At 61.7% G+C, this 22,848-nt stretch carries 27 protein-coding genes; 24 read left to right on the forward strand and 3 right to left on the reverse strand.

Translation table 11 applies throughout. The features are described 5' to 3' along the window. The 10 genes from NKI39_RS02910 to NKI39_RS02955 all read left to right on the forward strand — a co-directional run bounded on the left by NKI39_RS02910 (window position 1) and on the right by NKI39_RS02955 (window position 9,654). Window positions 1-774: a thiazole synthase gene (locus NKI39_RS02910; RefSeq protein ID WP_352830632.1), complete on the forward strand. Its 774-nt coding sequence runs from the start codon at window positions 1-3 to the stop codon at window positions 772-774. Next, window positions 771-1,376: a thiamine phosphate synthase gene (locus NKI39_RS02915; protein WP_352470532.1), complete on the forward strand. Its 606-nt coding sequence runs from the start codon at window positions 771-773 to the stop codon at window positions 1,374-1,376. The genes NKI39_RS02910 and NKI39_RS02915 overlap by 4 nt, the downstream gene beginning before the upstream one ends. Further along, window positions 1,367-2,140: a hydroxymethylpyrimidine/phosphomethylpyrimidine kinase gene (locus NKI39_RS02920; protein WP_352502600.1), complete on the forward strand. Its 774-nt coding sequence runs from the start codon at window positions 1,367-1,369 to the stop codon at window positions 2,138-2,140. Before NKI39_RS02915 ends, NKI39_RS02920 begins: the two co-directional genes overlap by 10 nt. Window positions 2,141-2,989: 849 nt before the next feature. After that, the gene (locus tag NKI39_RS02925; protein WP_023679209.1) at window positions 2,990-3,715 is read left to right on the forward strand and encodes a GntR family transcriptional regulator; all 726 of its coding nucleotides are present in this window, start codon (window positions 2,990-2,992) and stop codon (window positions 3,713-3,715) included. 27 nt (window positions 3,716-3,742) lie between these two features. Continuing rightward, entirely contained in the window at window positions 3,743-4,777 is a 1,035-nt protein-coding gene (locus NKI39_RS02930; protein ID WP_352502587.1) for an ADP-ribosylglycohydrolase family protein, read from the forward strand. Further along, complete coding sequence (locus tag NKI39_RS02935) at window positions 4,774-5,760, forward strand: PfkB family carbohydrate kinase (protein WP_352502586.1); 987 nt, start codon at window positions 4,774-4,776, stop codon at window positions 5,758-5,760. Before NKI39_RS02930 ends, NKI39_RS02935 begins: the two co-directional genes overlap by 4 nt. A 39-nt stretch (window positions 5,761-5,799) precedes the next feature. Next, the gene (locus NKI39_RS02940; RefSeq protein WP_352470536.1) at window positions 5,800-6,861 is read left to right on the forward strand and encodes an ABC transporter substrate-binding protein; all 1,062 of its coding nucleotides are present in this window, start codon (window positions 5,800-5,802) and stop codon (window positions 6,859-6,861) included. Window positions 6,862-6,929: 68 nt separating this feature from the next. Continuing rightward, window positions 6,930-7,799 carry an ABC transporter permease gene (locus NKI39_RS02945; protein ID WP_352470537.1) on the forward strand — a complete coding sequence of 290 codons (870 nt, stop codon included), beginning with the start codon at window positions 6,930-6,932 and terminating at the stop codon, window positions 7,797-7,799. Then, window positions 7,799-8,587: an ABC transporter permease gene (locus NKI39_RS02950; RefSeq protein WP_352470538.1), complete on the forward strand. Its 789-nt coding sequence runs from the start codon at window positions 7,799-7,801 to the stop codon at window positions 8,585-8,587. The genes NKI39_RS02945 and NKI39_RS02950 overlap by 1 nt, the downstream gene beginning before the upstream one ends. Continuing rightward, entirely contained in the window at window positions 8,587-9,654 is a 1,068-nt protein-coding gene (locus NKI39_RS02955) for an ABC transporter ATP-binding protein (protein ID WP_352470539.1), read from the forward strand. The genes NKI39_RS02950 and NKI39_RS02955 overlap by 1 nt, the downstream gene beginning before the upstream one ends. Before the next feature lie 548 nt (window positions 9,655-10,202). On the opposite strand, the gene NKI39_RS02960 is transcribed toward NKI39_RS02955, so the two are convergent. Beyond that, entirely contained in the window at window positions 10,203-11,243 is a 1,041-nt protein-coding gene (locus NKI39_RS02960; protein ID WP_352830634.1) for a tyrosine-type recombinase/integrase, read from the reverse strand. Between the two features lie 8 nt (window positions 11,244-11,251). Then, window positions 11,252-11,665: an excisionase gene (locus NKI39_RS02965; RefSeq protein WP_352470541.1), complete on the reverse strand. Its 414-nt coding sequence runs from the start codon at window positions 11,663-11,665 to the stop codon at window positions 11,252-11,254. Window positions 11,666-12,428: 763 nt separating this feature from the next. Here NKI39_RS02965 and NKI39_RS02970 point away from each other — a divergent pair. The 4 genes from NKI39_RS02970 to NKI39_RS02985 all read left to right on the forward strand — a co-directional run bounded on the left by NKI39_RS02970 (window position 12,429) and on the right by NKI39_RS02985 (window position 16,212). Then, the gene (locus NKI39_RS02970; protein WP_352830635.1) at window positions 12,429-12,740 is read left to right on the forward strand and encodes a hypothetical protein; all 312 of its coding nucleotides are present in this window, start codon (window positions 12,429-12,431) and stop codon (window positions 12,738-12,740) included. Further along, on the forward strand, window positions 12,740-13,786 hold the full coding sequence (locus NKI39_RS02975) for a DUF7146 domain-containing protein (protein WP_352816902.1): 1,047 nt from the start codon (window positions 12,740-12,742) through the stop codon (window positions 13,784-13,786). The genes NKI39_RS02970 and NKI39_RS02975 overlap by 1 nt, the downstream gene beginning before the upstream one ends. Before the next feature lie 312 nt (window positions 13,787-14,098). After that, window positions 14,099-15,034: an SLOG family protein gene (locus NKI39_RS02980; protein ID WP_352502582.1), complete on the forward strand. Its 936-nt coding sequence runs from the start codon at window positions 14,099-14,101 to the stop codon at window positions 15,032-15,034. Between the two features lie 848 nt (window positions 15,035-15,882). Continuing rightward, the gene (locus NKI39_RS02985; RefSeq protein WP_352502581.1) at window positions 15,883-16,212 is read left to right on the forward strand and encodes a DUF736 domain-containing protein; all 330 of its coding nucleotides are present in this window, start codon (window positions 15,883-15,885) and stop codon (window positions 16,210-16,212) included. 193 nt (window positions 16,213-16,405) lie between these two features. Here the strand turns inward: NKI39_RS02985 and NKI39_RS02990 are convergent, their stop codons facing one another. Then, complete coding sequence (locus NKI39_RS02990; RefSeq protein ID WP_023674290.1) at window positions 16,406-16,621, reverse strand: helix-turn-helix domain-containing protein; 216 nt, start codon at window positions 16,619-16,621, stop codon at window positions 16,406-16,408. Between the two features lie 122 nt (window positions 16,622-16,743). Between NKI39_RS02990 and NKI39_RS02995 the strand changes: the two genes are divergently transcribed. From NKI39_RS02995 to NKI39_RS03040, 10 genes are all read left to right on the forward strand, one after another. Then, entirely contained in the window at window positions 16,744-17,022 is a 279-nt protein-coding gene (locus tag NKI39_RS02995) for a DNA -binding domain-containing protein (protein ID WP_352612552.1), read from the forward strand. Between the two features lie 168 nt (window positions 17,023-17,190). Then, window positions 17,191-17,376 (forward strand): transcriptional regulator domain-containing protein, encoded by a 186-nt coding sequence (locus tag NKI39_RS03000; protein ID WP_352452199.1) that lies wholly within the window; start codon window positions 17,191-17,193, stop codon window positions 17,374-17,376. 46 nt (window positions 17,377-17,422) lie between these two features. Beyond that, window positions 17,423-17,947, forward strand: a complete 525-nt coding sequence (locus tag NKI39_RS03005; protein WP_352470697.1) for a DUF2285 domain-containing protein — start codon at window positions 17,423-17,425, stop codon at window positions 17,945-17,947. Between the two features lie 125 nt (window positions 17,948-18,072). Next, window positions 18,073-18,363, forward strand: coding sequence for a helix-turn-helix transcriptional regulator (locus tag NKI39_RS03010; protein WP_352502580.1), 291 nt, complete (start codon window positions 18,073-18,075; stop codon window positions 18,361-18,363). A 17-nt stretch (window positions 18,364-18,380) separates the two neighbouring features. Then, the gene (locus NKI39_RS03015) at window positions 18,381-18,812 is read left to right on the forward strand and encodes a replication initiator protein A (RefSeq protein WP_352470547.1); all 432 of its coding nucleotides are present in this window, start codon (window positions 18,381-18,383) and stop codon (window positions 18,810-18,812) included. After that, entirely contained in the window at window positions 18,809-19,369 is a 561-nt protein-coding gene (locus tag NKI39_RS03020; protein ID WP_352830636.1) for a S26 family signal peptidase, read from the forward strand. Before NKI39_RS03015 ends, NKI39_RS03020 begins: the two co-directional genes overlap by 4 nt. Window positions 19,370-19,413: 44 nt before the next feature. After that, a complete protein-coding gene (locus NKI39_RS03025; protein WP_023674284.1) occupies window positions 19,414-19,740 on the forward strand; it encodes a DUF736 domain-containing protein in 327 nt (108 codons plus the stop codon). 4 nt (window positions 19,741-19,744) lie between these two features. Beyond that, window positions 19,745-20,791 carry a lytic transglycosylase domain-containing protein gene (locus NKI39_RS03030; RefSeq protein ID WP_352502579.1) on the forward strand — a complete coding sequence of 349 codons (1,047 nt, stop codon included), beginning with the start codon at window positions 19,745-19,747 and terminating at the stop codon, window positions 20,789-20,791. Continuing rightward, the gene (locus NKI39_RS03035) at window positions 20,788-21,039 is read left to right on the forward strand and encodes a hypothetical protein (protein WP_352470551.1); all 252 of its coding nucleotides are present in this window, start codon (window positions 20,788-20,790) and stop codon (window positions 21,037-21,039) included. The genes NKI39_RS03030 and NKI39_RS03035 overlap by 4 nt, the downstream gene beginning before the upstream one ends. Further along, on the forward strand, window positions 21,036-22,778 hold the full coding sequence (locus NKI39_RS03040) for a relaxase/mobilization nuclease domain-containing protein (RefSeq protein ID WP_352830638.1): 1,743 nt from the start codon (window positions 21,036-21,038) through the stop codon (window positions 22,776-22,778). The genes NKI39_RS03035 and NKI39_RS03040 overlap by 4 nt, the downstream gene beginning before the upstream one ends. Window positions 22,779-22,848: the final 70 nt, after the last annotated feature.

Genomic DNA, 22,848 nt, shown 5'->3' on the forward strand with positions numbered 1-22,848 from the left:
ATGTTCGATCTTCTCGGGACGACGCTTCCCTCCCGCCTGCTTCTCGGCACCGCTCAATATCCTTCGCCGGCCATCCTTGCCGATGCAGTCAGGGCATCGGGCACCTCGGTGGTGACCGTCTCGTTGCGCCGTGAAATGGCAGGCGGCAGGGCTGGCGAAAAATTCTGGTCGTTGATCCGGTCGCTTGGTGTCAGAATCCTGCCCAACACTGCTGGCTGCCACTCCGTCAAGGAAGCGGTCACGACCGCACAAATGGCGCGCGAAGTCTTCGGCACGCCCTGGATCAAGCTCGAAGTGATCGGCAATCACGACACGCTGCAGCCGGACGTGTTCGGTCTGCTCGAAGCCGCCCGCATCCTGTGCGAGGACGGTTTTGCGGTGTTCCCGTATACTACCGACGACCTTGTCGTCGCCGAGCGGCTGCTTGCGGCGGGCTGCAAGGTCTTGATGCCCTGGTGCGCACCGATCGGTTCCGCCCTCGGGCCGGTCAACATCACGGCGCTGCGCTCGATGCGCGGACATTTCCCTGATGTCCCGCTTATCGTGGATGCTGGTCTCGGACGGCCATCGCACGCGGCAACAGTCATGGAGTTCGGCTTTGATGCCGTGCTCCTGAACACAGCGGTCGCCAAGGCGGCCGATCCGGTCGGCATGGCGCGTGCGTTCGGCAAGGCGGTCGACGCCGGTCGAGAAGCTTTCAGCTCGGGGATGCTCGAACCCCGCGACGTCGCGGTGCCATCGACACCAACATTCGGCAGGGCGGTTTTCTCATGAAGCTCGATCCCTTCTACCTGATCGTCGACAGCGCCGCCTGGATCGAACGGCTGGTGCCACTTGGCGTCAAGCTGGTTCAGTTGCGCATCAAGGATAGGGACGAGGCCACGCTGCGGACGGAAATCCGCCGCGCGAACGGCGTCTGCGCGGTCCATGGTTGCCAACTGATCGTCAACGACTATTGGCGGCTCGCCATTGAGGAAGGCTGCGACTTCGTCCATCTCGGCCAAGAGGATTTGGCTGCGGCTGACCTGCTGGCGATTAAGTACGCCGGATTGAAGCTCGGGCTCAGCACGCACGATCATCTCGAACTGGAAACGGCCATCGCTGCCGAGCCCGACTATATCGCGCTCGGCCCCATCTATCCCACCATCCTGAAGCAGATGAAATGGGCGCCGCAAGGGCTCGAGCGGATCAGCGAGTGGAAGCATCGGGTGGCGCCGATCCCATTGGTCTCCATCGGCGGCCTCAACCCCGACCGGCTCGACGGTGTCTTCGAGGCTGGTGCGGACAGCGCGGCGGTGGTCACCGACATCACGTTGAATGCCGATCCCGAAGCGCGCACGCGAGAATGGATCGAAAAGACAAAGCCATGGCGCTGAGGCGAGAACCGCGTGTGCTCGTGGTTGGCGGATCAGACTCCAGCGGTGGGGCTGGAATTGCACGTGATATCGAGACGATCTCTTCCATTGGTATGCGCACCTGCCTGGCTGTCACAGCGCTGACGGTGCAGACGCACGAAGCCGTAATGGAAATCCATCCTTCGAAGCCCGATCTTGTGGCCGATCAGATGTGCGCCGCGCTGCAGGCCAACAAGGTGGCGGCAATTAAGATCGGCATGCTCGCAACGGCCGAGATCGTCGTTGCCATTGCCGGCGTGCTGCGCGAAAATCCGCAGGTGCCGGCAGTGCTCGATCCGGTGCTGGCCTCGAGCTCCGGCCGGGGGCTTCTGGAAGCAGGTGCCATCGCTGCCATGAGGCGCGACCTGATGCCGCTTTGCTGCCTTGTGACCCCCAATCTCCTCGAGCTGGCGCTCCTTGTTGGTGCGGAACCGCCAGCCGACGAGAGCGACGCGGTGAGACTGGGACGGAAATTGCTGGCAGCCGGCGTGCCGGGCCTGCTGATCAAAGGGGGCCACGCATCAGGACCTCGATCAACCGATATTCTGTTGCGTTCCGATCAAGAACCAATTCGCTTCGACGCACCTCGTCTTGTCGCATCAATCCGCGGGACGGGTTGCATGCTGGCTAGCGCGATTGCGGCGCATCTGGCGAAGGCGAAGCCGCTCGAAGACAGTGTGCGCGAAGGCAAGCGGCTTGTCTTGGCCATGTTTAAGAAGAATGCAGCAGACCGACGAAACTTGTAAAATTTTCCAACTCTCGAAAGACACGCCTGCCTCTCGCGGGTCCGGGCTGGTAATTTCGCCTCGTAATTCACCTCACTCGAGAGGAGTAGTTTGACGGCCTCGCCAGGCGGCGACCGCGAGATCAACGATGGCGAGGCGGCCGTCGTGCGCCGTATCTAGTGCGTTGGCATCCTTTCCCCACATCCGACTGCGATCCTGGAATTCACCTTGGTCGCGAGCTCCTGCTAAACGACGCCCCTCGACGGGAGCGGTCGATCCCGCGTCTCGGCTGCGGCGGCGCTAGGCTGACGCTCCCTAGGCCGTCCTGTTGAATCGGACTCGGGATCACGAACTGCCTCCGACAATGAATGAACATTGTCCGTCTTACGGCCATTTCATCGTCACCGCCGATGTGCTCAAGCGATGCAGGCCATTCCTGTCATTCAAGGGATTATCGGCTTCGAAAAACAGTGAAGCTTCATCCGTCCTTGCATCCGCTTCGCTCAGGCTCAGCAGACGTCAGCAGGTTCTTCACCAGGTTAAGAGCGAGGGCGTGTGGCTCAAGCCGGCTTGGCACGAGGGCCGGGAGGTGATCGCGGTGTTCGAGACCGAGCCGACGCGAAACCCAACCACTTTATGTGGCTCGAGTGGTGTGAAGGTCGGATCAGCTTCATTCGCGACTACCGCAATGCCCGCTATGTTGCCGATGATGCGGAGCTGGCGCTGGACGCCACGTCCCACGGCGACGGAACCGGCAACTATGCTCGTCGCGACGCCTAATCAAGCCCGATGGCAGCTCCATCCGGCACTCGTTGACAAGCCTGCCGTGATATGAACAGGATTATACAGGCTCACTGAACAGGTACCCATATGAAGCGGCGCTCGGTTCAACTGTCTCCCGGCACGGGCAAGCCCGAACAGATCGCCACCGTTCTCGAACATGAAATCCGCTCCGGTGTTCTCGGCTTCGGCGACCGGCTGCAAAGCGAGAACAAGCTCGTCCAGCGTTTCTCCGTCAGCCGCAACACCGTCCGCAAAGGCCTCGAGGAACTGTCCAACCGCGGGCTGATCACGACCAAAGTCGGCATCGGCTCTTTCGTCACCTTCGATGGCAAGCCCGTTGATGACTCCATCGGTTGGTCGCGGGCGCTCGCCAACGCCGGCGCCAACGCCGAGACGCGGACGCTGCGGCTCGAGGTGATCGAGGACCCCGGTCTTGCCGCACTGCTTGGTATAGAAAACCCCTTTTTCATCGCTGTCGACCGGGTGCGCACCAATGCCAGCGACGGCCACGCCATCTCCATCGAGCGCAGCCGCCTGCCATTGTCGCCGGAACTGGAGGACGTGCCGTTGCGCGGCCTGCGCGAAGGCTCGCTGCACCAGACGCTGCGCGGCGCGGGCCTCATTCCCGACCATGGCGAGGAATGGGTCGGCATCGAAATGCTCAACGCCGAGGACTCTGCAATCCTCGGTTGCCCGCAAGGCACGCCGTTCCTTCGCGGTCGCCGGTTGACCCGCGCCGCCGATGACCGGCCGATCGAATATGTGACCAGCCTGCTCAACCCGGCGCATTTTGCGCTGCATATGAGGTTCTGAGTGATGCCGGACGACAACACCGGGAATATGACTGATCGGGCCATGGGGGCGCTTGTCGGCGGGGCACTGGGGGATGCGCTGGGCATGCCGACGCAGCTTTTGTCGCCGGCCCGGATTGCCGAACTCTACGCCCATGTAGAGGGCTTCATTGCTCCTTTCGCCGACCATCCGGTGTCGAAGGGGCTTCCCGCTGGAACGATCACCGACGACACCGAACAGGCGCTTCTGCTTGGCCGTATCCTGGTTGAATCCGGTAACCGCTTCGATCATGCGCGGTGGGTCAACGCGCTACTCGACTGGGAGCGCGACGTCAAAGCGCGCGGCAGCTACGATCTGCTGGGACCATCGACCAAACGCGCCATCGACGCCATCAACAATGGCGTGCCGGCCGAGGAAGCGGGGCGCAGCGGCGACACAAATGGTGCGGCCATGCGCATTGCGCCGGTCGGCATCATGATGCCGCCAGAGCCGCTGGACGCGCTGGTCGCCAAAGTTGCCGAGACCTGCCGGGCCACGCACAACACCTCGGTTGCCATTGCGGCCGCAGCCGCCGTTGCGGCGGCCGTCAGCCGCGGCGTCGCAGGCGGCGACTGGCGCGCCGCTTCCGACAGCGCCATCGCCGCGGCGAGGTGCGGAGCAACGCTCGGCCATTGGGTGACCGGCGGTGACATTGCTGCGCGCATTGGGTGGGCGCAGGAGCTTGTGCGCGGCAAGGCGACGAAGGACGCGATCCGGCTGATCACCGATCTGGTCGGCACCGGCGTCGCCAGTCAGGAGTCCGTTCCGGCTGCATTCGCCGTGCTGGAAGTCGCCGGCGGTGATCCCTGGCAAGCGGCGGTCATCAGCGCCAATCTCGGTGGCGACACCGATACGATCGGCGCCATCGCGACCGGCATGGCCGGCGCCTGCACCGGCTTTTCCCGACTGCCTCAGAACCGCATTGCAGACCTCAAGGGCATCGACATTGCGGCGGTTGGCGCGCTCACCGCCGACCTTGTTGCGGCCCGTATATCCAAGCGCCGTGCCGACAGGACGGGTCCCGGCAAGGATGCGGCGGCATGAGTGGGCGTCTCGTCCATGTCGGCAGCGCGGTGGTCGACTATGTCTACCGCATCGACGCCTTGCCGGCGCCGGGTACGGAGAAGACGGCGTCGAGCTACACGCAAGTCGCCGGCGGCGGCTTCAACATGATGGTCGCGGCCAGCCGCACCGGCATGAAGGTGGTGTTCGGCGGCCAGCTCGGCAGCGGACCCAATGGCGACTTCCTGCGCACGGCCTTAGCCAATGAGGGGATCGAGACGCTGACGACGCCATCGCCCGTCATGGACAGCGGCAATTGCGTCGCCATGATCAGCAGCGATGCCGAGCGCACCTTCGTCTCGTGGCCTGGTGCGGAGAGCTTGCTCAGCCTTGACATGATGGCGCCCGTCTCGGTCGCCCCGGGGGATTGGGTGTTCACCTCCGGCTATACGCTTAGCTATCCGGGAAGCCGAGACGCGCTTGTCGACTGGATCGAGGCACTTCCGGCCGACACACCGCTTGTCCTCGACCCGACACCTGTCGTCGTCGACATTCCCCGCCCTATCCTGCCTCGGATACTCGCCCGCACCACCTGGTTGAGCTGCAACAGGATGGAAGCGGCCGCGATTGCCGGTCCGGGCGACGTCGAGGCACTCGCGTCACGGCTTCTTAGCGACCACTCCCCGAAGGCCGTCGGCGTCGTTATTCGCGCCGGAGCGAAAGGCTGCCACATACGGCTGGCCGATGGCTCGGCGCAAACGAGTGCCGGCTTCGAGGTCGACGCCATCGACACCAATGGCGCCGGCGACACCCATATCGGCGCTTTCGTCAGTGCGCTGGCGCGCGGCGCGCCGCCTTTTGAAGCAGCGCGCTACGCCAATGCGGCGGCGGCCATTTCCGTCACCCGCCACGGTGGTTCATCAGCGCCGACCGACCACGAAATCCAGACATTCCTAAGCCATGCCGGCGGTCCGCCGATCGGCCTCCATGGCCGGAAGCAAGAGGCCAAACGCCCGACAGCCTGACAAAGCCCGGGAAGCGGGCAAACACAGAGAGGAACGAACATGCGCATGCCCGACTTGACTGCCCTGCTGACGGCGACCGCCGTCTTCACCTCCGCACTCGCATTTGCCGCCAAGGCCGACGAGGTGCACGTACTCAACTGGAAGGGCTACGGCGCCGACGAGCCGTGGGCCATCGAAGCCTTCGAGAAGGCGACCGGCCACAAGGTCGTCAACGATTTTTTCAATTCCGAACAGGAGATGCTGACCAAGCTCAGGACCAATCCCGGCCTTTACGACGTGGTCATGATCAACGCCGCTTTCAACGACCAGGCGATGGCGGAAAAGCTGATCCAGCCGATCGACACGTCCAAGCTGCCGAACTTTCCCGACATCAGCAAGGACAAGGCCGGATCGCCGATGCTCGTCCATGACGGCAAGGTCTATGGCGTGCCGTGGGTCTGGGGGCTGACGGCGCTCGCCATCAATGAAAAATCCTTCGATAAGCCGCCGACGAGCATCGCCGAAATGTGGGATCCCGCTCACAAGGGCCGCGTCACCATCCGTGATGATGCCGTCGAGGCGGTTCAGTTCGGCGCCATTGCCACCGGCCAGAACATCAACGACATCAAGGATATCGAGGCGGTCAAGGCGAAGCTCACCTCGCTGATGCCGCAGATCAAGACGTTCTGGAGCTCGGAGAACGACTGGAACCAGATGGCTGCCTCTAACCAGATCGACATCGGCACCTATTGGAGCGGCTCGGCCGATCGCGCCAAGACCCATTTCAAGCTGCCGGTCTCGCTCGTGATCCCGCAGGAGGGCGCTGTCGCCTGGCTCGACGCCTTCTCAATTCCGGTCGGTTCCAAGAATGTCGCCGGCGCCGAGGCCTTCATCAACTACATGATCGACCCGAAGTTCTATGTCGAATGGGTCACCAAGGTCGGAGCCCCGGTATCCGCCAACACCAAGGCTGTAGAAGCACTTCCCGGGGATGCGTTCAACCGCAAGGTGATGGGTGACCCGGCAGTCGCCAAGCGCATTCAGTTCCAGGCGCCGATCACAGACGCCCAGCGCGAAACCTATCTGTCGCTCTGGCAGCAGCTCAAGGTCGACGTGAAGTAACAGCAGAAGCCGGGATCAGCCGACCATCCATGTCGGCTGATGCTTCCCCATCCTGGGAGGTGGATGTCATGGCAGCACAGGTTGCGGCCGCGTCGCGCAGCGGATTGAGATCGGCCTTGCCACTGCTGGCGCCTGCCTATCTCTGGCTGACGGTTGCGATCTTCCTGCCGCTCTCAGCCATGGTCTTCTTCTCCTTCATGACCGACCTGCCGCTGTCGGGAAAGCCGTGGGCGTTCACGCTCGAAAACTATGCCGCCTTCTTTTCACAAAGCCTTTATCTGACATTGCTTTTGGCCTCGCTGCGCCTCGGCCTCGAGGTGACGCTGTGGTGCATCGTCATCGGTTATCCCGCCGCTTATGTGCTGGCCAAGGTGCTGAAAGGCCGCACCCGAGAGGCGATTTTCCTGCTCGTCATCCTGCCGTTCTGGTCGAACGGGCTGGTGCGTATCTTCTCCTGGGCGATGGTGTTGCGTGAAGGCGGCATTCTCGACACTGCGCTCAACGCCGTCCTGCCGTTCAAGATCAACATCGACCTAATGTATTCCTATCCGGCCGTAATCATCGGGCTGGTGCACTCCTACGTGCCTTACATGGTGCTGACCTGCTATCTGACCCTGCAGGCCATCGATGACTCGCTAATCGAAGCCGGGCGCTCGCTCGGCGCCTCGCGGCTGCAGGTGCTGAATCGAGTCATCATTCCGCTGTCGATGCCGGGGCTGGTGGCGGGCGCAGCGCTCGTCTTCGTCCCGGTTGTTGGTTCGTTCATGGAACCGCGCATCCTCGGCGGCCGTACCGGCACCTTTTACGGCACTGTCATCGAGGACCAGTTCGTCGCCGTGTTCAACTGGCCGCTGGGTGCTGCGCTCTCCTTTATCCTGTTGGCCGTCGTGCTGGTCATCCTGGCGGTTGCCTCGCCGGTGCTGCGGAGGGCTACGTGATGGCGACGACACGTGTTCTCGAATGGCTCGGCCGCCTTTACATCTGGCTATTGCTCGCCTTCCTCTATGTGCCAATCATCATCATGGCGCTAATGTCTTTCAACGTTTCGCCCTTCTACCAGCTGCCGTTCGAATGGACGGCGGAATGGTATGTCTCGCTGTGGCAGAACGACCAGCTTATCTCAGCCACCTGGAACAGTGTCGAAATCGCAGTCATCACTACCATCATCTGCGTCGTGCTTGGCTCGGCGGCGTCACTTGCGCTCTACCGCTATGAGTTTCGCGGCAAGAAATTCCTGCAGGCGCTGCTGTTTCCGCCAATCGCCATTCCGTGGCTGATAACCGGCACGGCGATGTTGATCTTCTTCTTCGGCGTCGGCATTGGGCGCGGCCTGTTCGCCATCCTGCTTGGCCACGTCGCGCTTGCGCTTCCCTACGTCATTGTCGTCGTGTCGGCCCGACTGCAGACCTTCGCGCACGAGCTGGAAGAGGCGGCGCGCTCGCTCGGCGCCAATCAATGGCAGTTGACGAACCGCGTCACGCTGCCCTGGATCATGCCGGGCGTCATTGCCGGTGGGCTGTTCGCCTTCGCCGTGTCCTTCGACCAGTTCGTCGTATCCTACTTCTTGTCGACGCCCGGCCAGACGACGCTGCCGGTCGAAATCTACGCCGCGATCCGCAAAGGTTTCACGCCCGAGATCAATGCTGTCTCGACGATCATCATTGTCGTGTCGATGGCGCTGATGCTGCTGACAGCGCGCTTCTTCAAATTCGGCGGAGAGAAATAATGGCGGGCGTGCAGGTATCGAATGTATCGCGCAGTTTTGGCACGCACAAGGCGCTGGACGATGTGTCTATCGATTTCGCCGATGGCGGCTTCTATGCCCTGCTCGGGCCGTCAGGCAGCGGCAAGACCACGCTGCTGCGACAAATCGCGGGCTTCGACTTTCCCGATTCCGGCCGCATCACCATAGGTGGTGAGAGCGTCGAACGGGTGCCAGTCGAAAAACGGCGCATCGGCATGGTGTTCCAGAACTACGCCCTATTTCCCAACATGAGCGTTGCTGGCAATGTCGCCTTTGGCCTGTCGGTGCGCGGCGAGCCCAAGGCGGTGATTGCCAGCGAGGTACAGCGCGCACTCGACCTTGTGCAACTCGGCAGGCTCGGCGGCCGCCGGCCGCATCAGCTGTCCGGCGGCCAGCGCCAACGGGTTGCGCTCGCTCGCGCGATCGTCATCCGGCCGCGCGTGCTATTGCTTGACGAGCCACTCGGCGCGCTGGACAAGGCGCTGCGCGTCGACATGCAGATCGAGCTCAAGCGCATCCAGCGCGAGATCGGCATCACCACCATCTTCGTCACCCACGACCAGGAAGAAGCGCTGACGATGAGCGACCGCATCGGCATTCTGCGCGATGGCAAGCTGGTGCAGGAAGGCTCGCCCGAGGAGATCTACGATCGGCCGACGAGTGAGTTTGCCGCCACCTTCCTGGGCGACGCCAACATCCTTCGCGGCGACAGCACGGGCAACGGCATCCGGCTGCCGGACGGCACAGCGATTGCCGTCGGCTCGGGTACCAAGCTTGCCGCTGGGGCCAAGGCAAGCTGCGCCGTGCGGCCCGAACGCATCCGCATCTTCACCGATGCCGAGGCTCCGGATGCGGCCAACGCGAATCTGCTGCGAGGCCAGGTATCGAAGCGCATCTTCGCCGGAAATAGCAGCACCTACTTTGTCGAGCGTGCTGGCCAGACGCTCAAGGTGATTGTGCAGAATACCGGCGCTGTCAGGCTGGCGGAAGGTCAGGATGTCGTGCTGCATTGGTCGCCGGAAAGCACAGTCTTGATCGTCGCGGGGTAGCAGGCCAGAGATGGACCACTGACCGACTCAGATGGGGCTTTTGTGATGGCAAAAGATTGCGACCTCCTGGTTGAGGTCCGCGCCAGAAACGCCGATACGTCCCGCCTACGAGACCATGCCAGTTTTTTGGTGGTCTTGCGGCCCGGAGCAACCGATCCCGGCAATGATGATGGACAACGACATGGTTGGCATGGCCAAGGTCTTGCCGATTGACAGTTTCACTCAGAAGCGGTGCGCCGGGCTTGCGGCTAGTGCGCCGTTTGCTGCTGTTTTGAGATTTGGCCAGGCGCGTATTCATTGGCCTCGAAGACAAGCCTCCGTCAAGCCAGGCATCACGATCTTTGCCTCTAATCCTCCCACATTCAATGTCGCTTTCGGGACCCGGCAAACCGATCCAAGGCACGGCTGCGAGCACGCGCCCTGGGGAGCCGGAGTAGACCTTTGAGCGGGGTGCGGATGGCAGTTTTGAACGTGCGATCCCATCGTCCCGAACGATGTGGGTTTACCAGCAAGTCGTTATTGTTCCTGGGCTCCTTCGCCACGTTCGCTCACGACTGGTCGCGTTTCCTTTGGCCGTTTCTGTGGGAAACCTGTGGGATGAGCACACCGCGTTCGTGTCTTGCGATTTGAGTTATACTCGGAACGGTTTGCGGCGACTTGGAGAAAACTGGCTTCTTCGTGATCTTCTCGGCGGCGTCTGCCAAGAAATTAGGATGATGATGGCCGTAAGTTTCGATCAGGACATCCACTGTAATGCCAAGAAAGCCCGCAGCCTGCCACATATCGGTGCCGGCTTGCATCATCCAAGTCGCCGCGGTGTGGCGGAACACGTGCGGAGTAACGTCGGGCCCTAGGCCGGCGATTTCGCGCGCCGTCTTGAAGCTCTTGTCTATCGACCGCACCGGCTTTCCATTCCATTCCACGACAAAATCCTGCGATATCTTGCGACCGATGTTCGCACTTTTGCCGCGCGATTTGGTCTCGATGTGAAGATCAGTGCGCGCCCAGCGCCGGAGGTGCGCCAGCAGCCGCTCGGGCAACGGTACAGGGGGTTGGCGCTTCTTGGTCTTCCTTGCGCCGGTGGCACCGCGATAGAAGATACCGCGGTCTAGGTCCACATGACCGCGCCCTTTCGTTGGGCGTATGGCGGCACCGCAGATTGCGGCCGAGCGCGTTCCTGTATAAAGTGCGACGAGGATGAAGCGCGCGAGATGTCGCCCAGTGCGCCGGCCACTCTCTTGGCCCTTCCATGTCTGCTTCATTCGCCAAGCTGCCCAGATCAGTGCGGCCGCCTCACTGCGGGTCAACCAGCGTTCGCGGGCGGCGGCCCTGTCTGGCAGGGTGATGACCGGTGCGGCGGTTGTATAACCCTCCTTGCGGTAGTAGTTGATGGCGGCACGAAGATCCTCGAGTTGGCGGCGCGCCGCGGCTTCGGTGGGGCGCGACGCAACGTACTCGCGGCAGAGTTTGCCATTGATGGCGGCGAGAGTTTTTTCCCCGAAGTAATCAAGGACCTTATCCAGCCGAGCCGCCGTCTCTTCTGGTGTCGCGTGCTTCGGTGCAACCTCTTTAAGGTAGAGGTTGACCACATCGGCAATTAAGACGTCCTCGGCTCCCCGCGCTCGGTGGTATTTGCTTCCAATGTAGGCGGCGAGCGCCTTTTCAGCTTCAGTTCCTGGACGGCCTTTTTCGCCGCCGCCAGCGCTGATGAAGCTGGTTCCATCGCGGATAAACCATCCAGCTTTGTTTCGGCGCGTTCCATCTTTTTTCCAGCTTTCGTCACGCCATACCAGGCGTGGCCCTTTCGAAGTCCGCGGCATAGTTCCCTCATCCTCGCGATTGCCATCAAGCTGACGTATTCCTTTCCGGCGATTAGCTCCGTTTCAAGTCGACCGGCGTCACGTTCCTTGCGTAGGCCTGCTGCGCTCATCGAGCCGTCGGGAAAGGCAATTCGCGCAGCGATTTCGACGCGCAGTGGTGTGGTCTCGTCGAATTGGTCGGGGATTTTCATAAGAAGTCCTCAGCAGTTCTTAGGTCTGAGCTGTTCGCCGACCTCGTTGAGCACTCCGTCCTGTCTCGCCGTTCTGGACACGGTCCTGCCGGAGAACTCTTCTCCAAAAAACCGGCTGCGAAAACCGCCCGCCGGAGGTGCTGCGGCGAAGAGGCGCCTTCGACCTGTCAATCGGAGTGGTTGCGCAACAAATCTATGGCTGGCCTCTGCTTCCAGTCCGGCCAGACACACTCCTAAAGGGATCCGACCATCGTTTCAGTATCGATGCGGCCGAAGGGCCTATTGCGTCGCAACGCCCGCGCGCGCCGCGCCGCCTTCAGGCGAGCAGGGCAGCGGAGTACCTCCTTCGCTTCTTGGCTGGCAGCGTCATTGCTGGCGACGATTAGCGGCAGGCCGCCCGTGATGACCAACCACGTCCAAATCGATTTCCCGTCGCAAAAAGCGCTCTGTTCGCTCTCGAACTCAGCCGCATGCCCTCGGTGTCGCACGCCACAGCGCCGAAGGCGTGATGAAGAACCTAGATACTTCCAATGGGGCGACCGGCCCCGCTCGTCGTTCATCGCCGCGCTGTGGTCCTTAATCGCTACTGCTGCACGTTTGTATGCAGCCGCGTTTGGAAACAGGAACACCGTCACTGAGTTGCTACCCCGCAACAACCTCGGTTGGCTGCCAAGCACAAGAGGACGAGGAGTGCCGGGATCTCCATGACGAGTTTGAAGGTCGAGAGAGAGGCTCTCGACTGCCCGTCTCGGAGTACATCCCGATGGCGACTACCCCTCAGAAAATTACCCTTCTGTCCTCGCGAGACATTGCCTTCAAGAACGTGGAGCTCTCCATGTCCCAGGTCCGCGTCAAGGCTGACATCTGGATCGAGGACCTACCTGACCTCGTAGCTGAAGTGACGACCCACTCGCACCTCCTCGTGCGCAAGACGACCAGTGGTTGCATCGAGCGCCTTGCCGTCGAGATTCGCGCAGGGTCGGCCAGTCCCACTGAGCCACAGGCGCCCGAACCCGCAATTCTGGGCAAGCTGCTGGAGCGCTATCAGCGCATCGACTCGCGGGAGGATGCATGATGCCCCGACACGACGCGTCCGAACTGGCCCACCGCCTGGGCCGACAGGCCGAAGCGGTTTGTCGCCACTATCTTTCGAACGGACATCGCGAGGGACGCTACTGGCTTGTTGGCGATGTCCGAAACACGCCGGGTCGCTCTATGTTCGTGCGGCTCGTCGGCTCGCAGTGCGGAAAGGGCGCAGCCGGCAAATGGACTGACGCGGCGACCGGGGATCATGGCGATCTTCTCGATATCATCCGCGAAAGCCGCGGTTTGAGCGACTTCAGGGACGTTGCCCATGAGGCAATAACGTTTCTCGGCCTACCGCATCCCGGACCAGAGCAGACATCAATGCGGTCGAAGTTGCTGGCCGCGCCGTCGGAAATGTCGGAGAAAGCGCGTCGGCTGTTTGCGATGTCGCAGCCGATTGCGGGTACGGTCGTAGAGGCGTATCTGCACAACCGCAGTATTACCGCTTTGCACGGGACCGGAAGCCTGCGTTTTCACCCGCGCTGCTACTACCGGCCCGACGAACAAGCGCCGACTGAGACCTGGCCGGCGATGATCGCTTCCGTCACCGATCTCGACGGCCATTTGACTGGCGCACATCGCACATGGCTTGATCCTTCCGGCAGGGGCAAGGCACCGGTCGATACGCCGAGGCGCGCGATGGGCGATCTTCTCGGTCACGCGGTTCGTTTTGGCCTGCCGGGCGACGTCATGGCGGGCGGCGAAGGCATCGAGACCGTCTTGTCGCTTCGGTGCATCCTGCCCGATATGGCTATGGCAGCGGCACTCTCGGCCGCTCATCTTGCTGCCATGCTGTTTCCCCTCACGCTGAGACGGCTCTACATCGTGCGTGACGCCGATCCAGCCGGTAACGGCGCGCGTGACACCTTGATCGAAAGAGCGAATGCTGCCGGGATCGAGCCGGTCGTGCTCTCGCCGGCACTTGGGGACCTCAACGAAGATCTCTGTACGCTAGGCGTGGATGCCGTTCGAGCAGCAGTCCGTGTTCAGCTCGCCCCGCAGGACATCGCCCGTTTCATGGCAGTGGCGGGATAACTCGGAACGAACAGCCTGTCCGCTGTCGCTTGCATCACTGGATGCTCCTGAAGTCGGAGAGAACCACGCCTGCGGGCCTTCGAGAGGGCGATCGGCCAGCAAACGACCCGGACCCGCAATGTCTCCGGCCGACTATTTTCCGGCGCGCTCCTCAAGGGAGCGCTTTCCATCGCGAAGCAAAATAGCCGGCCTTCACCCTCCTCCGCTGACACTCCGGCCCTTCGCTTCGCTGCGGGTGCAGGTCCGTCCCGTCCGCCGGCTTCCGTCGCCATGAAGGCCGTGAGGGTCGCGGTCCAACCGGCGGAGCATCCAATGAGCGAGCATGACGACTACGAACCACAGCACTCGTCTTCACCCATCGACCACGTCCTCACCGAACTCCAGCTCTATGGCTACCGTCCCTTCGTGGATGAGCCTGATCCTCGACCGCTTCCAGAGGGCCACTGCGTCGCCGGCGCGATCGCCGACATCTTCGACGCCCTCATCGTGGCACTGCAAGACACTCGCCTCGAGCCCGATCTCGACGATCTTCTGTGGTCGACCGTCAACATCTTTCACCGCGCCGCAGATCGGATCGAGCGCGAACTCGATCACAACGAGCAGGCGCAGCGCCGCAGCCAGCGTGAGCAGGACGGCAGCGAAGTGAAATCCGTCGAGCTGGAACGCCTGACGGCCGAAGGGCAGACGCTGATCGAACGCCAAAGCGCCTTCGAACTGATGCGTGATCAGGCCGCGGAGCACTACGAGCGCCACACCGGATCGAGTTGGCGACCGCGCAGCGGATCGATAGTCAACCATCGCAACATGACCTCTGCGCTGATCGACAGCCGCGATTTTCTCAGCGCCAAGAAACGCGCCTCGCAGGAAGTCCTTCTGCCACCTGGCCCGAAAATCGCCTTCACCGCTGGGCTCGACTTCAATGACCACCAGCTGATCTGGGCCAAGCTCGACCAGGTCCACGCCAGGCATCCCGACATGGTATTGATGCACGGGAAATCGCCGAAGGGTGGCGAAAAGATCGCCTCCTGTTGGGCAGACCATCGCAAGGTACCCCAAATCGGCTTTGCCCCTGAATGGACAAAGCATGCCAAAGCCGCCCCGTTCAAGCGCAATGATGCAATGCTGGAGGCGCTGCCGATAGGCGTCATCGTCTTTCCCGGGACCGGAATTCAGGACAATCTTGCAGACAAGGCAAAGAAGCTCGGCATCCCAGTCCTCGACTTCCGCCCCAAGGGAGGCGGCGCGTAAGCGCTGCCCGCCGCTACCCTTTTTTCGATTGTACGATACGGCCGCGATCCGGCAGCGGGTACTGTATTTGCAGCTCGCTGGAGTGCTTGGCCCGGGATGCCCGATCTCCGGCTTCCTGCGCCGCCCGTCTTTTTGCGATACTCAAGTCCGCGCCCTAGCAAAGGCGCGCGACGCCGTCACGCTTGCCGTCAACGTTCAGCTGCGTCGCAGCTGGCATCACAGCTGCGAATAACGACGCCCGTTCAACCGAACAGGGCCTGGATCTGGGCGAAGTCACCGAACAACCGGCGTGGGCAGGATGCTTTTTTTGCCCGTCGCATTGTTAGCGTCGTCGCTGACACGGCATCGCGCGACGCACAGTTCGAATCCACCACGGGGTTCCGACCCGTTCTAAAGATAGCGCATATCCGGTGGTGCACGTCAGCCGTGACTTGAACCATCACGTGCGTGTCTTATGCGCGTTGCTGACAACAGCTTGCGACTTCGCGATGCCTGTACAGAGGAGCATCGACGCCGGTGACCATCGTAGCCAGGATTTCGCCAGCGACGGTATCGCCAGGTTCTCCGTTGATGTCTCTATCTGGTGGGCCGCTCCAAACGGCCTCTCTAATGGGCTGATCTGGCCGAAGGTCGGCTGCGCCTCGATCGCCTAAGCCGCAATGGCGCCAATCGACTTTCTTCCCCTGCCAGCTGCGCCGTCATTCCTCGCCAAACAACAAAGTCGCTTGGCTGCCATCCTCCGCTGGCGCTGCGGTCGCAAGCGATGCGGCGTCGATCGCCTGCGGCCCGCCGATCGCCATTGAGGCCGCAATGGTGCGGGCTCGAAACAGAGTTCAAGGAGAAAACTCATGGCGATAATCGGAAGCTTCAAGAGGACCGGCAACAACGAGTTCACCGGCGAAATCGTCACCCTCTCGCTCCAGGCCAAGAACGTCCGCATCGTCCCCGAGGCCAACCGCTCTGGCGACAACGCCCCCAGTCACCGTGTCTTCGTCGGGCGGGTCGAGATCGGCGCCGCTTGGTCCAAGCGCTCCAATGAGGGCCGCGACTTTCTCGGCCTGAAGGTGGACGATCCGAGCTTCACGGCTCCGATCTACGCCAACCTCTTCAACGATGAGCAAGGCGAAGACTACAGCCTTATCTGGTCCCGCCCCAACGGCCGCCGCAACGCGGAGTAAGGCCCCGACCAAGGCTCCGCCCGGACGAACAGGGCGGGGCCGTCCTCCTTTTCACGGCAAGATGAGCGCAGTCGCTGCCCAACGAGCTCCGTCGGACTTTGGGGCGACTACCTGTCGTGTTCGCGACTGGAGACTTCATTCCTGCATGTCGCCTCGCCGATCATCGAAAATTCGAGGTGTTTCCCGCGTCAACTCACGGTGCCGATTTTCTGATCAACTCGCATGGGTCCACATTCAGCGCAGTTGCGATCCTCCCAAGAACACTGATGCTGGCCGAGACCCGAGCGCGCTCGATCGATCCGACGTAACGCATGCTCAGTCCAGAGCGGGCGGCCAGTTCCTCCTGCGTCACGTTCTGGTCATGGCGCAGGCGACGCATGTTGGCCGCCATGATCTCCTTGAGATTCATGGCGGATTAGGGACCAGAAAGGGAACTATCGTTCTAGGAATGATCGTTCCTATTCGCTATGATTGGTGCTCGATCTAAAGGACGGCTCCTTCGAGATCGCGATCGAAATATGGTCAAATACCATGCTTAAACCGCTGCTCGATCCTGACGTCGCCGACATTGCGCCGGATGCCTCGGTCCTGACCGGCTATGACGAGGAGCGTCTGCTCACCTACATTCGCCTGCTTGACGCGGCGGCGGAAGATGCCGATTGGCGAGAGGTGGCCAGGATCGTCTTGCATATAGACCCGGAGCAGGAGCCGGAACGAGCGTACCGGTCCTGGGAAACCCATCTTGCCCGCGCGCGATGGATGACGACCAGCGGCTACCGATATCTTCTCGCTGGCGGCGCTCCGCACTGACGCGGCCGGCGCTCCACTTTGCTGAGTCGGCATAATGGTTTGCCGACTCTCCAACTATTCAACTTCCTTATCCGCCGGGAATGTTGACGCCGACGCCTCACATCCGGGTACGCGGAGAGGACAGGAACAGTGCAAGGCGATTGGACCGATCCGGCGGCGTATGCACACATGTGCAGCTACCAGGCTACGGAATTCGCTGCCGAGTATCTGATCCGGAATGACGAATTCGTGGCAGAGTGCAGCCAGCTTGCATCGCAACTCGCTGGTTCTGGAGAACCTGCCGGTCAGCCCGATCTCGCCGCCCGTTGGGGCGCGCGATTTCAAAACTGCCGGTGCCGGACTTCCGAAAGCTGACAATATCATCTGGACGGAACAGGCCTCGCCGCGCGTGCTCCGGGTCATGCGGGTATCTACATCCCATCAAACAGTTCGACCTTCCAGCCTTGCCGGAGCCAGCGTTTGGCCGCAGGACGAAGGCCTTCACATTATTTGGTCTACCTTAATTGGGAAAAGTCATCTCGTCGCTGATGACCGCGCCGGTGAATTCAACGCTACCCTTCTGCCGCTCGACGCTGCATTCGAGACGCGGCTCGATGCAGCGCGCCGGTTCTGGCGCGCACTGAACGGCCGGGCAGGAAGTTCATCTTACGGCGCGCTGCCGCAACAGACCAAGACCAGGCATATCCTCAATTTGCGCGCACATGATGGTCACCGCATGGGTGCAACCTATCGTCAGCTCGCGGAGGTGCTGTTTTCGCAAGAGCCGATTGTGCCGCGAGATTGGCGTGATCATCATCTCCGCCACAAGGTCCGAGCTATCTTACGCCGTGCAGCTTTTTTAGTCGCCGGCGGCTATCGCGATCTTCTCTTCTATCCCCACAACCGCAGCGAAAAGTCCGGCCGCCGAAGTCCTTCTTCGGGATAGCAAAGGGGTAGCAAAAACGCGCCCCCCAATCTTTGCCCTCCCTCGCCTTTCCTCATTTCGATCATGGTCCACTTCGCGCGTCCCGGCAGGCCAGGACGACAGCAGAACCGAATGGAGATCGAGCGATGTCGAAGGGTCCCGCGGACGCGCCCCAAAAGTATTTGCGCACGAAGGAGGCAGCACCCATCGTCGGGCTCTGCGTCCGCACCCTCGAAAAGCACCGGACCTACGGCACCGGCCCAAAATACCGGAAGGTCGGCGGGCGCGTTCTCTACGACATCAACGACCTGCACGCCTGGATAGAGCTGGGCGCACGCACCTCCACCAGCGATGCCAACGCGACCTATGTTCCGCCGGCAAAACCCCATGCAGCCCGCGCGCCCGCCTATGTCGGCCGGCGCGACCGCAGCTCCTGATCTGTGGCGCACCGAAAATGCAGTATCGCGAGACCGTTCAGCAGCAATTTGCGCTGTCTTATGTCCCCTCAACCGGCTTCCCTCCACGCGGCACGCGGGACGTCGTGGCGCGGCAGCTCGTCTTATTGGTGAAATCCCGCCGCCTGACACCGATCCACCCTCATGCGGGCGAAGAATCGACCTGCGTTGAGGCGGCAAGTGTGCACGGCATGGGAACGATTTGGAACGCTGCCATCCTGGTCTGGGCTGCGTCGCAAACCATCCACGCGCAAGCCAGGAGATTGCAACCGCGCCGCTTGGTAGCGGCGAAACAGCAGCAAATCCTGACCTTCATGTCGCCGCGTCAACGGCGGCACGTCCACAGCCGGATAGCCGCACGCGAGCAGCCGAGTCCATACACCGGCAAGCGTCGTAAAGCTTTCCTGCTGCGCCCCGGGATCGAGTCATGAGCAAACGCACAAAGATCATCGCCACCATGGTTGGCGGCGCAGTGCTCGCCGCGGCGCCGGCATGGATTAGCCATCCGCCGCTGTCCATCTGGAACGCATCGGCGAGCATCCCCGTCGGGCTCTATCGCGTCCAGCCGGCCGACAAAATCGGTATTGCCAATATCGCCGTCATCATGCCGCCCGAGCCATTGGCGGCCTTCATGGCAAGACGCGGCTATCTGCCGAAAAATGTGCCGTTCCTCAAGCATGTTTTGGCACTCGGGGGCGCAACCGTCTGTCGCCAAGGCACAATGATCATCGTCAACGGCAAGACGTATGGACATGCGCGCGAGCGTGACAGTCGTGGTCGATCCCTGCCCATCTGGCAGGGCTGCCGCGACGTTGCCGAGGCCGACGTCTTCCTTATGAACCCGGGTGCAGCCGACAGTTTTGACAGCCGCTATTTCGGCCCGCTCCCGCTCTCATCGATAGTTGGCCGCGCGGTTCCAGTCTGGACCACGGAGCGCACCACTCCGGTACTGGATATCACCAACGATCCCCTCGCTAGCGAGCCGTGAGGGCTCGGCTCGACGCGCACTAACACTCAGAAAGGAGCACTGCAATGACCCAGATCGGAACCTTCACGCGCAATGATGACGGCTTCTTCGGCAATCTCTCCACGCTAACAATCGAGGCGAAGATTGCCATCCTGCCTGCCGAGAAATCCAAAACCGAAAACGCGCCCGACCATCTGATCTATTGCGAAGGGATGGCGGTCGGTGCGGCTTGGGACCGCGCCGGAGACAAGGCTGGGGATTACCTCTCCGTCTCAATTGACGACCCGTCCTTTACGCAGCCGATCCGCGCCAAGCTGTTTCGGTCCGATGCAGAGAACAGCGTCTGGAGCCTGCACTGGAACCGATCATCGAAGCGCGACGGGCGAGGCTGAACAGATGCTTCTGGAGCCCTTCGACGAATCTTTCTCGCCAACCCTTTTGATCCATTGCGCGCCGGTCAAACCCTTCGACCCGACCGCCCGCGAGGCAGCCCAGAGGGGGCCGGACACTTGCTTGTGGCTGCGGACGCCGATTTCATCACAATTTTGGCAAAGCCGGTTCGATTGGCGAGCCCCTGCCCTTAACGGAAGCGAACACCGTCGCAGGCTGGCGGCGCATCGGTTCTGCGGTCTGCGGGACGCAGCCCACAGAGGCATGACGACGTTTGCCGCATGTGTGATGCTCGGCTTCGTGGCGCCCGAAACTGGTGCAGCGGCTTCCTCTGCTGGTGAACGGCCGGCGCACTCCGAGTCGACGATCTTGTCGGCTGGCCCGTGGTCGCGGCATATCCGGGAAGCGTCAAAACGCTTCGCCATTCCAGAGCAGTTGCTGCGCGGCGTCATGCATGTTGAGAGCGTCGGCGATGTTCGTGCGCTTTCAAGCAAGGGCGCAATGGGCTTGATGCAGATCATGCCGGCGACGTGGCAAGAACTGCGCATCAAATACCGTCTCGGTGACGATCCGTATCAACCGCGTGACAACATTCTTGCAGGTGCAGCATATCTTCGCGAAATGCTCGACAGCTTCGGGCGCAGCGGCTTTCTTGCCGCTTACAATGCCGGTCCTGGTCGGTACACGGAACATCTCTTAACCGGCCGTCCGCTGCCACGCGAGACGGTCGACTACGTCAGGAAACTTGCGCCGCTGCTCGATGGTGCAGTTCTCACTCCGCGGCGCGCGCGGCACGGAAGGGGCAGAGCCAGCTCACTCCGTGCAACGATCTTTCCGCATCCCCATGACATTCGGAACGCCGCTGCATCGGATGGCAATGGTTATGCCGAGACGATCTTTGCGGCGATTCATTCGTCTGCAATGCGGTCGCCAATGGGCAATCCTGTTGCGGACCTGACCGCGATCGAGCCACAGCCGGGTGAAACCGATTTCCAATCGAACCACGCTGGTTCCGGCCTATTCGCTCAGCCCTCTTTAGCCATATCGCAATGATCGCCACGTTCCTCCTCAATTGCATTCCGGCCTGTTCCGTCGCGGAAATTCCGGCGGAAGGGTTGGCTGTGGATGAGAACAGAGAGATTGGCAGGATAAAGGGCCGCGAGGTGCGGCTCGGTTCGGCCGATTGTTTTCCTTACAATTTTCGTCTCATTTCGCAATGTGCTGGCACAATCAGCGATGTGCGCTATTCCCAATTTTTCAGTGTTTCAATGGAAACCGCACCTCGTGGCCGTCTAGCATGAAGCGTGACGATAGCTTTCGCGTCCGCCCTGGTCGCATCCGCTCCCGCGCCGGCCAGCGCGCACGACCCTTCATCTTCCAGGCTCTTGCGGCCACACAGCGCGCCGGCGGTCACCTTACACGCCAGGGTCGGATCACCTCCCCGCGAGCTTCAACGTTTGGCCGCGGCAGGTCAGCGAGCATCCGCGCCAGTCGCCTCATCTCTGACCGGTCACGCGGCGCCGTCGTCAAGACCCGTGTGGTACCGCAGTTCAGAGGGTCTGGGCCACTCGCCACCCATCTCAAATATCTTCGCCGCGAAGGTGTTACACGTGATGGTGAGAAGGCGAGGATGTTCGGTCCCGACACCAAAGATGCAGATCATGACGCCTTCTGCGACCGCTGCAAGGATGATCGGCATCACTTCCGTTTCATCGTTTCGCCAGACGATGCAATGGAGCTCGGCGACCTCAAGAACTTCGCTTGTGACCTGATGGCCGACATGGCGCGCGACCTCGGCACGAGGCTCGACTGGATAGCCGTCGATCACTGGAACACCGAACATCCGCACGTTCACATCCTCGTTCGCGGCGTTGCCGACGATGGCGAGAGCCTTGTCATCTCGCGGGACTACATCCGCCAGGGCATGCGCGATCGGGCGAGCGACATTCTCACCCAGACGCTTGGGCTCCGCATGGACCTCGACATCCGCCGGGCCATCGAGCGCCAGGTCGACACTGAGCGCTGGACGCAGCTCGATCGCCAGCTTGTTCGTGACGCCGACCGTCATGGTATCATTGATCTCGCGCCACATCCTGATCGCCGGCCCGACGAGTTCCTGGGGCTCAAAGTCGGCCGGCTGCGGCAACTGGAAAGCCTGGGCCTCGCGAACGAGATCCGTCCCGGCCAGTGGATAGTGGTCGAACAGGCCGAGCCCACTTTGCGCGCCCTCGGTGAACGCGGCGACATCATCAAGCGCATGCACCGCAGCCTCACTGTGCATGGGCTAGAAAAAGGGACGGCCGACTATGTGCTAGCCGCCGAAAGGATTGATGCGCCCGTGATCGGCCGACTGCTCGAACGCGGTCTTTATGACGAACGGCGCGGCGCGGCCTATGCCATCGTCGATGGCATTGATGGACGCACGCACCACATTCGCTTCGATGACCCTGATGCGGCCGGAGACTCCGACCCGGGCTCGGTCGTGGAGTTGTGCCGCGATGCGAGTGCAAATGGCGGTGGCCGGGTCACGCTCGCGGTCCGCTCCGACCTGTCAATCGAACAGCAGGTCCATGCTTCCGGCGCGACTTGGCTCGATCGCCAACTCGTTGCACGCGAGCCTGCCGAATTCGGTGACGGCGGCTTTGGTAGGGACGTAAGACAGGCACTGCAAGATCGGGTCGACCACCTTGTCAGCCGCGATCTGGCCAAGCGCGAGGGACAGCGCGTCATTCTTGTGCGCAATCTGATCGATACTTTACACGATCATGAGGTGGAATCGCTCGGTGCCCGCCTCGCCGCCCAGACGGGCCTCTCGTTCTCGAAGGCTGCCAACGGCGATCATGTGGCTGGGATTTACCGGCGGCGTTTCTCGCTGGCTTCAGGCCGGCTCGCGATGATCGACAATGGACTCGAATTCAAGCTCGTGCCCTGGTCGCCGTCGCTCGAAAAGCGATTGGGTAATCAAGTCATCGGGGTCGTGTGCTCGGATATGGGGGGCGTGGATTGGAACCTGGGAAAGAAGCGCGGCATCGGGCTATGAAGGTTCCAGGCGTATGCTCTATCCTGATGCTGGGAAGCCAGCACGGTCGCACATTCTATTTGTACCTGCA

It is taken from the genome of Mesorhizobium sp. M0664, assembly GCF_040320565.1.
In the GTDB taxonomy this organism is placed as follows: domain Bacteria; phylum Pseudomonadota; class Alphaproteobacteria; order Rhizobiales; family Rhizobiaceae; genus Mesorhizobium.

What these genes read in the sequence shown, in the direction of transcription:
- NKI39_RS02910 (WP_352830632.1), top strand. Translation starts at nt 1, where the DNA reads ATGTTCGATCTTCTCGGGACGACGCTTCCCTCCCGCCTGCTTCTCGGC.
- NKI39_RS02915 (WP_352470532.1), top strand. Translation starts at nt 771, where the DNA reads ATGAAGCTCGATCCCTTCTACCTGATCGTCGACAGCGCCGCCTGGATC.
- NKI39_RS02920 (WP_352502600.1), top strand. Translation starts at nt 1,367, where the DNA reads ATGGCGCTGAGGCGAGAACCGCGTGTGCTCGTGGTTGGCGGATCAGAC.
- NKI39_RS02925 (WP_023679209.1), top strand. Translation starts at nt 2,990, where the DNA reads ATGAAGCGGCGCTCGGTTCAACTGTCTCCCGGCACGGGCAAGCCCGAA.
- NKI39_RS02930 (WP_352502587.1), top strand. Translation starts at nt 3,743, where the DNA reads ATGACTGATCGGGCCATGGGGGCGCTTGTCGGCGGGGCACTGGGGGAT.
- NKI39_RS02935 (WP_352502586.1), top strand. Translation starts at nt 4,774, where the DNA reads ATGAGTGGGCGTCTCGTCCATGTCGGCAGCGCGGTGGTCGACTATGTC.
- NKI39_RS02940 (WP_352470536.1), top strand. Translation starts at nt 5,800, where the DNA reads ATGCGCATGCCCGACTTGACTGCCCTGCTGACGGCGACCGCCGTCTTC.
- NKI39_RS02945 (WP_352470537.1), top strand. Translation starts at nt 6,930, where the DNA reads ATGGCAGCACAGGTTGCGGCCGCGTCGCGCAGCGGATTGAGATCGGCC.
- NKI39_RS02950 (WP_352470538.1), top strand. Translation starts at nt 7,799, where the DNA reads ATGGCGACGACACGTGTTCTCGAATGGCTCGGCCGCCTTTACATCTGG.
- NKI39_RS02955 (WP_352470539.1), top strand. Translation starts at nt 8,587, where the DNA reads ATGGCGGGCGTGCAGGTATCGAATGTATCGCGCAGTTTTGGCACGCAC.
- NKI39_RS02965 (WP_352470541.1), bottom strand. Translation starts at nt 11,665, where the DNA reads ATGAAAATCCCCGACCAATTCGACGAGACCACACCACTGCGCGTCGAA.
- NKI39_RS02970 (WP_352830635.1), top strand. Translation starts at nt 12,429, where the DNA reads ATGGCGACTACCCCTCAGAAAATTACCCTTCTGTCCTCGCGAGACATT.
- NKI39_RS02975 (WP_352816902.1), top strand. Translation starts at nt 12,740, where the DNA reads ATGCCCCGACACGACGCGTCCGAACTGGCCCACCGCCTGGGCCGACAG.
- NKI39_RS02980 (WP_352502582.1), top strand. Translation starts at nt 14,099, where the DNA reads ATGAGCGAGCATGACGACTACGAACCACAGCACTCGTCTTCACCCATC.
- NKI39_RS02985 (WP_352502581.1), top strand. Translation starts at nt 15,883, where the DNA reads ATGGCGATAATCGGAAGCTTCAAGAGGACCGGCAACAACGAGTTCACC.
- NKI39_RS02990 (WP_023674290.1), bottom strand. Translation starts at nt 16,621, where the DNA reads ATGAATCTCAAGGAGATCATGGCGGCCAACATGCGTCGCCTGCGCCAT.
- NKI39_RS02995 (WP_352612552.1), top strand. Translation starts at nt 16,744, where the DNA reads ATGCTTAAACCGCTGCTCGATCCTGACGTCGCCGACATTGCGCCGGAT.
- NKI39_RS03000 (WP_352452199.1), top strand. Translation starts at nt 17,191, where the DNA reads ATGTGCAGCTACCAGGCTACGGAATTCGCTGCCGAGTATCTGATCCGG.
- NKI39_RS03005 (WP_352470697.1), top strand. Translation starts at nt 17,423, where the DNA reads ATGCGGGTATCTACATCCCATCAAACAGTTCGACCTTCCAGCCTTGCC.
- NKI39_RS03010 (WP_352502580.1), top strand. Translation starts at nt 18,073, where the DNA reads ATGTCGAAGGGTCCCGCGGACGCGCCCCAAAAGTATTTGCGCACGAAG.
- NKI39_RS03015 (WP_352470547.1), top strand. Translation starts at nt 18,381, where the DNA reads ATGCAGTATCGCGAGACCGTTCAGCAGCAATTTGCGCTGTCTTATGTC.
- NKI39_RS03020 (WP_352830636.1), top strand. Translation starts at nt 18,809, where the DNA reads ATGAGCAAACGCACAAAGATCATCGCCACCATGGTTGGCGGCGCAGTG.
- NKI39_RS03025 (WP_023674284.1), top strand. Translation starts at nt 19,414, where the DNA reads ATGACCCAGATCGGAACCTTCACGCGCAATGATGACGGCTTCTTCGGC.
- NKI39_RS03030 (WP_352502579.1), top strand. Translation starts at nt 19,745, where the DNA reads ATGCTTCTGGAGCCCTTCGACGAATCTTTCTCGCCAACCCTTTTGATC.
- NKI39_RS03035 (WP_352470551.1), top strand. Translation starts at nt 20,788, where the DNA reads ATGATCGCCACGTTCCTCCTCAATTGCATTCCGGCCTGTTCCGTCGCG.
- NKI39_RS03040 (WP_352830638.1), top strand. Translation starts at nt 21,036, where the DNA reads ATGAAGCGTGACGATAGCTTTCGCGTCCGCCCTGGTCGCATCCGCTCC.